Here is an 11994-nt window from a genome sequence, read left to right on the forward strand (position 1 = left end):
CTAGCGTGAATACGGGTTCGCCAACGCCGGCGAGGTCGATGACCCCGCTGCATCAGTCGAGCGGGTGGAGGGACGGGACGGTGTCGAGTTGCTGGCTTGCGTGACCGCTGCTGCGGCCGCTGCGGCGGCGGTCTCGAACGAACTGCTTGCACCGGACGGATTGGAGGCCGTTTGCTGCATGATTTTGTCCAGCGGCAGGTACAGCATGTTGTTGCTGGCTTCGGTATCGATCATGATCTTGCTGCTGTTTTGCAGGATGTCTTTCATGGTCGACAAATACAGACGCTCGCGGGTAATGGCGGGTGCCTTGGCGTATTCTTGCTCGACGCTGGTAAACAACGCGGTGTCACCCAGTGCATCGCCCACAACCGTGGCGCGATAACCTTCGGCATCCTGCATCATGCGCGCCACCTGACCCTGCGCTTCCGGCAGGACCTTGTTGGCGTACGCATTACCTTCGTTGATCTGGCGTTCGCGGTCTTGACCGGCCTTGACGGCGTCGTCAAAAGCGGCCTGAACCTGCTCGGGCGGCTGCACGTTCTGGATGGCCACCGTGCTGATCTGTATGCCCGTGCGGTAGACGTCCAGTATGCTTTGCGCCAGTGCCTGTACTTCGGTGGCGACTTCAGTACGACCGGAATACAGCACGAAGTCCATGGGCTTCTTGCCGACGATTTCGCGCATGGCGGTCTCGGCGGCCTGGCGTACGGACTCGTCGGGCTGACTGGTGTTGAACAGGTAGTCGGGCGCCCCGGTGGGCAGCAAGCGATACTGCACGACAAATTGCATGTCCACAATGGCTTCGTCGGTGGTCAGCATGAGCGACTCGGGCAAGACCTTGTTGCGCGCCGTGCCACGGAATCCGACTTCGAAGGTACGCAGTTGCGAGATATTGACCGTTTGATGCGCTTCGATCGGGTAAGGCAAGCGCCACTGCAGGCCCGGAGCGAGCGTTTTGGTGTATTTACCGAACTTGGTAACGACGGCAACCTGCCCTTCCTGGACGATCAGGAAACCGCTGGCCAACCAAAGGCCAATGATGATGACCGCAATAACGCCTATGGTTTTAGGCGAACCCTTCGGAAACTGGAACTGGCCGCCGCCGGAATCGTTGCCGCCACCGCCGGAACGATTGCCGCCGCGACGCGGACTGCGCCCGAACAAGGAGCCCAGCCGATTATTGAAATCGCGCCACACTTCGTCGAGATCAGGAGGGCCATCGCCCTTGCTCGGCCGACGAGGCGGTTCGGAACCATTATTATTGCCGCGACCCCAACCGGGATCGTTAAGATTGAACATTTTCGATAGTAAACGCATTATTTCCCGCGATTTGACCGGATTCGACAATTGCCCCACGCAAACCGTCTAGCCCCAAGCGCCCCAGGGCACTGACAAAAACTCGTGCAATCGTACCATGTTCGTTACGTTCGACTCGAGGTTCGTAACCGGCTGCATCGATTTTGTTATAGACAAGAATATGAGGGATGTCGTCGGCCCCGATATCAGCAAGCACCTTGTTGACTTCAGCGATTTGCTCATCGCGCTGAGGGCTGGAGGCATCGACAACATGCAGCAGCAAATCGGCCTGTACCGTCTCTTCAAGCGTGGCCCGGAAAGCCGCAATCAGGGTCGGCGGCAGATCGCGGATAAAGCCCACTGTATCGGACACCACCACTTGCCCGGCACCCTCTATCCAGACGCGACGCGTCGTGGTGTCCAAGGTGGCGAACAACTGATCGGCCGCATAGGCGTCTGCCCGCGTCAGGGCATTGAACAATGTCGATTTGCCGGCGTTGGTATAGCCCACCAGCGAGACAGACAGCGTGCTGCTGCGCGAACGCGAGCGCCGCTGCGTGGTGCGCTGGCGTTGCACCCTTGCCAGGCGCTCGCGCAGCAACCTGACCTTGTCGCCTATCATGCGCCGGTCCATTTCAAGCTGCGCCTCGCCTGGGCCGCGCATGCCGATACCGCCGCGTTGCCGCTCCAGGTGGGACCACATGCGGGTCAGGCGCGTGGATAGGTGCTGCAACTGAGCCAGCTCGACCTGCAACTTGCCCTCGTGGCTTTTCGCACGTAGTGCAAAAATGTCCAGTATGAGGGCGACGCGGTCGACCACGCGGCGCTCGAAACCTCTTTCAAGGTTGCGTTGCTGCGCTGGCGTGAGCGGCTGATCGAACAGCACGATTTCCGCGCCCGCCTCGTCAGCCACCAATATGGCCTCTTCCAGTTTGCCCGAACCAATGAAATGAGCGGCGTCCGGGCGGGCCCGGCGCGCGACGATGGACGCCACAATCTCTGCCCCGGCGCCTTTTGCCAACATGACGAATTCGTCGGCATGCGCCTGGTAGTCGGGCTCGCCCAGGTCGACGCTGATAATAAGTGTCTTCATGAGCGGACTCCAAACGAAATACCCGCCGGCGCGAGGCGCGCGGCGGGTGTCTCGGTGTTGGGCTGGTATGGCTGGATAGACTGCTTATTCAGAAGGCTCATCCACTTGGAAATTGACAGGCCGGGCCGGTACGACGGTAGAAATGGCGTGCTTGTAGACCATTTGAGTTACGGTGTTGCGCAACAGCACGACGTATTGGTCAAAGGATTCAACCTGCCCCTGCAGCTTGATACCGTTAACCAGATAAATGGATACGGGGACGTGGTCCTTACGAAGGGCGTTTAGAAATGGATCTTGTAGTGTTTGCCCTTTATTGCTCATCGGCTAGGCTCCAATTATGTTGTTATGTGAAATGTCTGGCGTAGACGTATACTTTACAGGGTTTTCCCGCATAACGCACGGCCCGGAAAGTTGTGTTCGGAGTATGCGCGTAAATTTAATGTTGATTGGTTAGGATTTTGGCCAAGGTATTACATAGACGCTCGCACTGCTCGGGAGTTCCCACCGTAATACGCAAAAATTGATGGACTCTCTCGATATTGAAATGCCGCACCAATACCCCCTCCGCCCGTAGGGCTTGCTGCAGCGTCGCACCCTCATGATCGGGATGTCGGGCAAACACAAAATTGGCCCGGCTCGGTAATACCTCGAATCCAAGCGTAGCCAATTGTTGCGTTAACGCCTCGCGCGCCTGTATGACGGCACTACGCATCTGATCGAAATAGGCGGTGTCGTTAATGGCGGCCATTGCACCAGCCTGAGCCAGCGCATCCAGCGGATACGAGTTGAAGCTGTCCTTGACGCGGTTCAGGCCGGCGACTATGTCCTTGCTGGCCATGGCGTAGCCAACGCGCAAGCCCGCCAGGGCACGCGACTTGGATAAGGTGTGTATCACCACGATGTTGTCGTGCCGCCCCAGCAATGCCGTTGCCGAATCCGCACCGAAATCAACGTAGGCCTCGTCGACCACCACCGGGGCGTCGGGATGGGCCGACGCGATCTGCGCAATGGCCTCCAGCGACATGGCAATGCCGGTGGGTGCATTGGGGTTGGCGAATATGACGCCTGCAACTGGCGTTTGCCGCTCCTGGGTGTAATCGCTGACCGTCAGGGTGTAGTCATCGGCCAAGGGCAGCAGCTGGGCCGGTACATCAAACAGTTTGCAATAGGTCTTGTAAAAGCTATAGGTGATGTCGGGCATCAGCAGCGGGCGGCCGGCCCTGCGAAACAAACCATTGAAAACATGGGCCAGCACTTCGTCCGAGCCGTTGCCGACAAAGACCTGATCCGGCTGCAAGCCGTGCAAGCTTGCGATGGCTACACGCAGCGCCGTGCTTTGGTTGTCGGGATACAGCCGCAATTGATCGGTGGCCGCGGCCTGGATGGCCCGCAGCGCCAAGGGCGACGGGCCATAAGGATGTTCGTTGGTGTTCAGCTTGAGCAGCTTGGTCACTTTGGGCTGTTCGCCCGCAACATAAGGCGCCAGGCCGGCAACATGGTCGCTCCAGTAACGGCTCACGGTGTCCCCTGAATATACGGGTTATGGGAAGATTTGAACTCGATGCGTAGCGGCGTTCCGTCCAGCTTGAATTCCGTGCGGAATCGCGTTTCGAGATAACGGCGGTAAGAGTCCGGAATGGCGTCCAGCGCATTGCCGTGAATGACTATCAGCGGCGGATTCTGGCCGCCCTGGTGCGCATAACGCATCTTGGGGCGGAAGATGCCCTTGCGCGGTGGCTGCTGCTGCTCGACCGCGGCGTGCAGCACGCGGGTCAAACGCGGCGTGGACAGCTTGGCGAAAGCGGCCGCATGCGCGGCAATGACGGACTTGAGCAAGGCATTGACGCCCTGCCCGTTCAGGGCCGAAGTGGTATGCATCTTGGCGAACGACAAAAAACGCAATTTGCGCTCGAACTCGCGCAAGATACGGTCGCGGTGTTCGCCGTCCAGGCCGTCCCATTTGTTGATGGCCACCACCAGCGCCCGACCCGTCTCAAGCACAAAACCGGCAATGTGCGCGTCCTGGTCGGATATTTCGTTCTGGGCATCCAGCATCAGGACCACCACGTTGCTGGCCTCGATGGCTTGCAGGGTCTTGATGACCGAAAACTTTTCGACCGCCTCGAATACCTTGCCCCGGCGCCGCAGTCCGGCGGTATCGATCAGCGTATAACCCACGCCGCCTCGATCGAACTCGATTTCGATGGCGTCGCGCGTGGTGCCGGGCATATCGAATGCAATGACGCGCTCTTCGCCCAGCAGTGTATTGATCAAGGTTGACTTGCCGACATTGGGCCGCCCGACAATGGCAAGCTTGATGCGATGGTCGGGCGCGGCCTCTGCGGCCTCTGCCGCAATGTCGTCCTGGGCCGACTCGTCGGTAGGCTCGCTGGTATCAAAAGCGATGTCTTCTTCGTCGTGCTCCGCAACAGCCGCGCCTTCTTCGTCCAGGTAAGACAGCGCCAGTTCGATCAGATCGACCACGCCGTCACCATGCGATGCGGAAATTGGATGCGGTTCGCCCAGGCCCAGTTCGTGGAACTCGGCCGTGGCCGACCCGTAGCGCATTCCTTCGGCCTTGTTGACAGCCAGCATGACGCGCTGTCCGGTCTTGCGCAACAGTGTCGCGATTTCGTGGTCGTGCGCGTTCACGCCGGCACGGGCATCCACCAGGAAAATAACGACATCGGACTCGGCTATGGCTTGCTGGGTCTGGCGTGCCATCTCCAGCAATATGCCGTCTTTTGCTACAGGCTCGAACCCGCCGGTATCGACCGCAATGAAGGGGCGATCACCGACCCGCCCCTCGCCATAGTGGCGATCGCGGGTGAGTCCGGAAAAGTCGGCCACCAGCGCTGCCCGAGACCGGGTGATCCGGTTGAACAAGGTGGATTTACCGACGTTGGCGCGGCCCACCAGGGCCACGACCGGTTTAAAAGCAATACTGTTCAATTCACACCAACCAAAACCAGGTTCCCGCTACCGTTTTGCACCAACACGCCGCGGTTCGTGGCAACCAAGGGAGATAGGACGGCGCCGCCGCCTACCTGTACGCGACCGAGCAGTTGCCCGTCGGAACGCGAAAGAAAATGCACATAGCCTTCAAAGTCGCCAAAGGCCAGGGCCTGCGGCACAACGGCCGGACCGGACAGGCGGCGGTTCTTCAGGCCTTCCTGCTTCCATACCTCGTGCCCGTCGACCAACGCGAAGGCGTAGATCACATCGGAGCCATTGGCGGCATAAGCATGTTGACCGTCGGTCGCCATGCCGGTTTTACTGGAGAAGTTCTGCTCCCAGATTGGCCGGCCGCCTTGCGAGACGTCGAAGCACACCATGCGGCCCTGGTAAGTCACACCGCAAAGCAGCGGCCCCTGGATTTGAGGTGCGCCGACAACATCGCTGATACGTTCCAGATCGGTCGCGCCGCGCGATACCGACACGGTGCCTTCCCATTGCACACTGCCGCTACGGGCGTCGATAGCCATCAGGCGGCCATTGGGCAAGCCGGTAAGCACGAGTCCGTCGACGATCAGCATCTGCATGCTGGTCTTGAGCGCCAGCGCTGGTCCGGGCCGCTGCAGGCTCCAGATCAGCTCGCCATTGGCGGCGTCGAAGGCCTGGATGCGGTAGTCGCTGCTGCGCACCGCTACGATCCCTGCGCCCACAGCGGGTGGCACATTGACTGCGCTGGTTGCACGGGTACGCCATTTTTCGGCACCGGCATCGTCAAACGCAATGACGGTGCCATCGTCGGCGGCAACGGCAGTCGTGCTGCCGTCCGAGCCCACACCGGCCGTCAGGTCGGCGTCCAGGCTGGCGCGCCACACGACGCCCCCAGAGGCGAGATCCAGCTTGCTGACATTGCCGTTGGGCGCTGCCGCATAAACAGCGTTGCCTACCACCGCGGGTACGAAGCCGTAGCCACTGCCGCTGCCTATCGATGTGGACCAGGCAACACTGGCCGAAATACCGGGTGCGTACTCGGTAAGCTCGGCAGGCTGGTAGCGCGGATTGTCGCCGGCGAACATGGAACAACCTGCCAAGGCGACGACCCCCAGGGCCAGCACGGTGCTACGCATAATGCGACTAAGGGCTATCTGCATGGTTTCAGGCTCCACCTAAAGCATCGATTTTCAATTGGACAATCTGGGCGACCGGATCGCCGTCCAGTGCTTTCAAAGCAACTTCCCAAGCGGCACGCGCTTCATCCGTTTTGCCCTGGGCAGCCAAGATATCGCCCTGGCGATCGGCATACAGTCCGGCAAACGATGCCGGCGCGTCGGACAACTGGGCCAGGGCCTGGTCGTATTGCTTCTGCTCCAGCAGAACACCCGCCAACCTGAGGCGCGCCAAGGGTATCAGTGCCGCATCGGAACTATTCTTTACCAGCCACTCCAGTTGCTCGCGCGCGCCATCCAGGTCGTTGCGGGCCTGCAAGGCTTGTGCAGCCAGCAAGACGCCTCGTGGCGTGTAGCCGGACTCGGCAAACTCAGACCGCAAGGTGGTGCTGGCGGCCTTGATGCGGGCGACGGCGTCTTCGCCCTGCTGTCCTGCAGCGCCCTCCAGCGCTTCGAAGTAGCCCATGGCCTGGCTGGCCTGATGGCCTTGATACCACTGCCAGCCGCGCCAACCGACGATGGCCGCGACCACCACGAAAATCAGTATGGCGCATAAAGTGCCGTAGCGATCCCACCATGCACGCAGCGCGTCCAGCTTTTCCTGTTCTTCTAAATCGTATGCCATGCGTTAAACCTTTAGTTTCAATTCGGTAATCAGACGGACTAGCGGTACGGTCTGCTGTTGTGGCTGCTGGTCAGCCACCTCTGCGCGCAACCACTTGATGCTGGCGGACTCCGTGGCGAGCTCGTCAGCACCCAGTATCACGGCCGCTTTCGCGCCACTGGCGTCGGCGCGCTTGAACTGCGACTTGAACCCTGCCGAGCCGGCGTGAACAATAACGCGTAAACCGGCATCGCGCAGTGTTTCAGCAATCGCGGCGGCCCGCCGTGATGCTTCATCGCCCTGATGGATCATGTAGATATCGCATTCCGGCGGCGCCGCGCCGTCGGAAGATTGCGAACACAGATCCAGCAAACGTTCCATGCCTATGGCAAAGCCTACCGCCGGGGCCGGCTTGCCGCCCAGCAACTCGATCAGGCCATCGTAGCGCCCGCCACCGCAAACCGTACCCTGGGCACCGAGACGATCGGTGACCCACTCGAAAACCGTCAGATTGTAATAGTCCAGCCCCCGGACCAGGCGTGGGTTAAGGCGGTACTCGATGCCGGCGTCTTGCAGGCGGGTGCAGACGGCGTCGAAATGCGCCAGGGACTCTGCGCCCAGGAAGTCAAACAACCGCGGCGCATTGTTGGCCATTTCCTGCATCGCCGGGTTCTTGGTGTCCAGGACCCGCAAGGGGTTGGTATGCATGCGCCGCTTTGCTTCCTCGTCCAACACGGCCGTGTGCTGCTCCAGGTATTGGATAAGCGCATTGCGATGAGCGGCGCGCTCGTCTGCCTGGCCCAGCGAATTGAGCTCTAGGCGGATATCGGTCAGGCCCAGCATTTTCCACAGCCGCCCCAGCATGATGATGAGCTCGGCATCGACATCGGGGCCGGCAAAACCGAGGGCCTCGACGTCGATCTGGTGAAACTGGCGGTAGCGACCGCGCTGGGGCTTCTCGTGCCGAAACACCGGCCCCATCGTGTAGACCCGATGCGGCCGGTCGTACAGCATGTTGTGCTCGATGCTGGCGCGGACCATGCCGGCGGTGAACTCGGGGCGCATCGTCAGATGCTCATCGTTTAGCGCATCGGTGAACGAGTACATCTCTTTTTCGACGATATCGGTGACTTCGCCGATGCCGCGTGTAAACAGCCTGGTGTGCTCGAGCACCGGTGTGCGCATATTGCGATAGCCATAGGCGGCCAACCATACGCGGACGGTGTCTTCCAGCGCTTCCCACTGGGCGCCGAACTCGGGTAATACGTCTTTCATGCCGGTAAGGGCACGAACCTTCTGGAACGACTGGGTCATAAGTAGCGTGTCATGGCGCGGTCGGGCCGCGTCCGTTGTTGTTATCGTGATTTGCGTGGCCATAGCGGCGCTGGACATACTGCTCGACGATGGCCTGGAACTCTTGGGCGATGTGATCGCCTTTCAGGGTGACCGTGCGTTCGCCGTCGACATATACCGGGGCGGACGGCACCTCGCCGGTGCCGGGCAGGCTGATGCCGATATCGGCGTGGCGGCTTTCGCCCGGGCCGTTGACGACACAACCCATGACAGCGACGTTCATGGACTCCACGCCGGGATAGCGGTTTTTCCAGACCGGCATCTGGTCGCGCAAATAGCCTTGAATACTGTTGGCGAGCTCTTGAAACACCGTGCTGCTGGTGCGCCCGCATCCTGGGCAGGCCACCACCATGGGAGTGAAGGCGCGCAGCCCCATGCTTTGCAGGATCTCTTGTGCAACCTGCACCTCGCGACGCCTATCGCCGCCGGGCTCTGGTGTAAGCGAAATACGAATGGTGTCGCCTATGCCTTGCTGCAGCAGGACCGACAAGGCTGCGGTGGAAGCCACAATGCCCTTGCTGCCCATGCCGGCTTCGGTCAAGCCCAGATGCAAGGGGTAGTCGCAGCGTGCGGACAGGTCCTGGTAGACGGTAATGAGGTCCTGCACATGACTTACCTTGCAGGACAACACAATGGCATTGGGCGACAGGCCGAGTTCTTCGGCACGCTGCGCATTGCTGATGGCAGATACCACCAGGGCATCGCGCATGACCGCCTGCGCAGTCCAGGGCTGCGCCCGCTTGCCGTTTTCGTCCATCATGCGGGCCATGAGCTCGTGATCCAGGCTGCCCCAGTTCACGCCGATGCGCACGGGCTTGTCGTAGCGACAAGCCACCTCGATCATTTGCGCGAAGTTATCGTCGCGCTTCTTGCCGCCGCCCATATTGCCGGGGTTGATGCGGTACTTGGACAGCGCTTGCGCACATTCGGGAAACTGCGCCAACAGCTTGTGGCCGTTGTAGTGAAAGTCGCCAACCAGCGGGACCGAAATATTCATGCGGTCAAGTTGCTCGCGTATGGCGGGGACTTCGCGCGCCGCCTCGGGCGTGTTGACCGTAATGCGCACCAGCTCGGAACCCGCTTGGGCGAGCTCTTTGACCTGCACCGCCGTGGCAATGGCATCGGCGGTATCGGTATTGGTCATGGACTGCACCACTACGGGTGCGTCGCCGCCGACTCGCACGACGTGATCGCCCCAGCGCACAATGGCCGGCCTGGTGGGCCGCCGCAAAGCGGCGCCTACAGGCAATGGGCTGTTGGCCGGCATGCGGTCTGGTGTGTTGCTCATTTTTTCAGGGATTTGAGCCAGTCGAACACCAGCCAGGAGTCAGGCACCCAGCCACGCTCGACGGCGTAAAAGCCGGCCACGAACAAGAGAATCAAAATAATGACGAACCAGCCCCAGGGCCGGTGAGTGGGCTCGCCCTGCAGGGGAAGGTCGGAGGGCCCGAGCGATGCCGCATTGCTGACGGCAACCCTGGGCATTGATGTGGGGCCTACCTGGTTGTCCAGCATGATCAACAAGGCGTCGACATCGGCCTCGAGGTAGCGGCCGTAGTTCTTGACGAAACCGCGCAGCGACACGCCGCTGGGCAAGCGATCCCATTGTTCGGTTTCCAGTGCGTCCAGTTGGCGGTTGGTGAACTTCAGCCGCGCCGATACCTCGGCGGGAGAAAGCCGTTTGGCCTCGCGCAAGCTGCGCAAGGTGGCGCCGACACCCGTGGGGGCCGATTGGGCATCGACTTCTGGCCGAGCTTCTTTTAATAGGGGTTGATTCATCCACGCTCCTGTTTGATAGCGATGACCGCACGATCTGGCAGCCGCTCGTTGATGCGGGTGCGGTCTATTACATCGCCCGCCAATTGCCCGCAAGCGGCGGCGATGTCGTCGCCTCGCGTCTTGCGTACTGTTGTAATGACCCCGGCGTCCATCAGACGCTGAGCGAACAGGCGCACGCGCGCGGCTGGCGAACGCTTAAGGCCTGATTGCGGGAACGGATTGAACGGAATCAGATTGAACTTGCAGCGCACTTGCTTCGCAATAGTAATCAATTCGCGTGCATGTTGGTCAGTGTCGTTGACACCATCGAGCATGATGTATTCGAAAGTGATGAAATCGCGCGGGGCATGCTCGAGGTAGCGATTGCACGCGGCCAGTAATTCGGCCAGCGGATGCTTGCGATTGAGCGGCACCAGCCGGTCGCGCAGGGCATCGTTGGGAGCGTGCAGCGACACGGCAAGCGCAACGGGACAATCGCGGCCCAGCCGGTCCATCATGGGCACAACACCGGATGTCGACACCGTAACGCGTCGCCGCGACAGGCCATAGGCATTGTCGTCCAGCATGAGTTGCAGGGCGCCCAGGACCTGATCGTAATTAAGGAGGGGTTCGCCCATGCCCATCATGACCACGTTGCTGATAACGCGGGTGGGCTCGGGCGACGCCTGCCCTTCGGCGCCTATGCGCGCGCTGGCAATGTCGTCCTGCAGCACGCGCCGGGCATGCCACAGCTGGCCGATGATCTCGGCCGTTGTCAGGTTGCGGTTGAAACCTTGATAGCCGGTGGAGCAGAACGGGCAGGCAACCGTGCAGCCAGCCTGGCTGGAAATACACAGCGTGCCCCGGTCGTCTTCCGGGATAAAAACGGTTTCGACAGCGTTATTCTTGCCCACATCGAACAGCCACTTGCGCGTGCCGTCGGTAGAGCGGTGTTCCAGCGTTACCGCCGGCGCCTGTATGGAACAGTGCTCGGTAAGCTGTTGGCGGAAGTCGCGCGCCAGGTCGGTCATCTGATCGAACGAATCTGCCCCGCGCTGATGCATCCAGCGTTGCAGCTGGCGGGCGCGAAAGGGCTTGCCGCCCCACTGCGCGACCAGATCGGTCAGCGCCTGAGTAGGCAAGCCAAGAAGATTTACGGATTCGGTAGAGGACATGGTCTTGACGCGCGCTTGCGCGGTCTTGCTGATTAACGGCTGTGGATGGTGCTTTCGGCAAAGAAGAAGCCGATTTCGACCGCCGCGGTTTCTGGAGCGTCGGAACCATGCACGGCATTGGCGTCGATGCTGTCGGCGAAATCAGCGCGTATGGTGCCGGCCTCGGCTTTCTTGGGGTCGGTGGCGCCCATCAGGTCGCGGTTCTTTTGGATGGCGTTTTCGCCTTCAAGCACCTGGACAAAAACCGGACCCGAGATCATGAAGTCGACGAGGTCCTTGAAAAAAGGACGCGCAGCGTGAACGGCATAAAAACGCTCGGCGTCGGCACGCGACAATTGCTGCAGGCGGGCGGCGATGACCTTCAGGCCGGCTTGCTCGAAGCGGGCAACGATCTGGCCAATTGCGTTTTTAGCGACGGCATCAGGCTTGATGATGGAAAGGGTGCGTTCGATAGCCATGTAGAATCCAGAAAATTAAGCGGGTTTGCGATAAGGGTTTGCAGCCATGGGTTGCTCGCCCGGCGAAACCGTGGTTTCGCCAATGAAAACAACAACTTTTGCAAAGTTTATGTTAACCGGGCATTTTACCACGCAGCAG

At 60.5% G+C, this 11994-nt stretch carries 12 protein-coding genes; all 12 read right to left on the minus strand.

Annotation, left to right across the window (positions count from 1 at the left end; all coding sequences use genetic code 11):
- On the minus strand, window positions 1-1317 hold the full coding sequence (gene hflK, locus CKA81_RS06740; RefSeq protein WP_128354611.1) for an FtsH protease activity modulator HflK: 1317 nt from the start codon (window positions 1315-1317) through the stop codon (window positions 1-3).
- Window positions 1286-2389 (minus strand): GTPase HflX, encoded by a 1104-nt coding sequence (gene hflX, locus CKA81_RS06745; RefSeq protein WP_128354612.1) that lies wholly within the window; start codon window positions 2387-2389, stop codon window positions 1286-1288. Before hflX ends, hflK begins: the two co-directional genes overlap by 32 nt.
- A gap of 84 nt (window positions 2390-2473) precedes the next feature.
- A complete protein-coding gene (gene hfq / locus CKA81_RS06750) occupies window positions 2474-2710 on the minus strand; it encodes an RNA chaperone Hfq (protein ID WP_013742471.1) in 237 nt (78 codons plus the stop codon).
- 115 nt (window positions 2711-2825) lie between these two features.
- Complete coding sequence (hisC, locus tag CKA81_RS06755) at window positions 2826-3908, minus strand: histidinol-phosphate transaminase (protein WP_128354613.1); 1083 nt, start codon at window positions 3906-3908, stop codon at window positions 2826-2828.
- Window positions 3905-5332, minus strand: a complete 1428-nt coding sequence (gene der, locus CKA81_RS06760; RefSeq protein WP_128356646.1) for a ribosome biogenesis GTPase Der — start codon at window positions 5330-5332, stop codon at window positions 3905-3907. The genes hisC and der overlap by 4 nt, the downstream gene beginning before the upstream one ends.
- Before the next feature lie 5 nt (window positions 5333-5337).
- Window positions 5338-6492 carry an outer membrane protein assembly factor BamB gene (gene bamB, locus CKA81_RS06765; RefSeq protein WP_128354614.1) on the minus strand — a complete coding sequence of 385 codons (1155 nt, stop codon included), beginning with the start codon at window positions 6490-6492 and terminating at the stop codon, window positions 5338-5340.
- Window positions 6493-6496: 4 nt separating this feature from the next.
- A complete protein-coding gene (locus CKA81_RS06770) occupies window positions 6497-7132 on the minus strand; it encodes a YfgM family protein (RefSeq protein ID WP_128354615.1) in 636 nt (211 codons plus the stop codon).
- Window positions 7133-7135: 3 nt separating this feature from the next.
- On the minus strand, window positions 7136-8425 hold the full coding sequence (gene hisS / locus CKA81_RS06775; RefSeq protein WP_128354616.1) for a histidine--tRNA ligase: 1290 nt from the start codon (window positions 8423-8425) through the stop codon (window positions 7136-7138).
- A 10-nt stretch (window positions 8426-8435) separates the two neighbouring features.
- The gene (gene ispG / locus CKA81_RS06780) at window positions 8436-9752 is read right to left on the minus strand and encodes a flavodoxin-dependent (E)-4-hydroxy-3-methylbut-2-enyl-diphosphate synthase (RefSeq protein WP_128354617.1); all 1317 of its coding nucleotides are present in this window, start codon (window positions 9750-9752) and stop codon (window positions 8436-8438) included.
- Window positions 9749-10243, minus strand: coding sequence for a helix-turn-helix domain-containing protein (locus CKA81_RS06785; protein WP_128354618.1), 495 nt, complete (start codon window positions 10241-10243; stop codon window positions 9749-9751). The genes ispG and CKA81_RS06785 overlap by 4 nt, the downstream gene beginning before the upstream one ends.
- The gene (gene rlmN / locus CKA81_RS06790; RefSeq protein ID WP_128354619.1) at window positions 10240-11397 is read right to left on the minus strand and encodes a 23S rRNA (adenine(2503)-C(2))-methyltransferase RlmN; all 1158 of its coding nucleotides are present in this window, start codon (window positions 11395-11397) and stop codon (window positions 10240-10242) included. Before rlmN ends, CKA81_RS06785 begins: the two co-directional genes overlap by 4 nt.
- A gap of 32 nt (window positions 11398-11429) precedes the next feature.
- On the minus strand, window positions 11430-11855 hold the full coding sequence (ndk, locus tag CKA81_RS06795; protein ID WP_128354620.1) for a nucleoside-diphosphate kinase: 426 nt from the start codon (window positions 11853-11855) through the stop codon (window positions 11430-11432).
- Window positions 11856-11994 lie beyond the last annotated feature (139 nt).

The organism is Pollutimonas thiosulfatoxidans (assembly GCF_004022565.1).
Lineage (GTDB): Bacteria > Pseudomonadota > Gammaproteobacteria > Burkholderiales > Burkholderiaceae_B > Pusillimonas_D > Pusillimonas_D thiosulfatoxidans.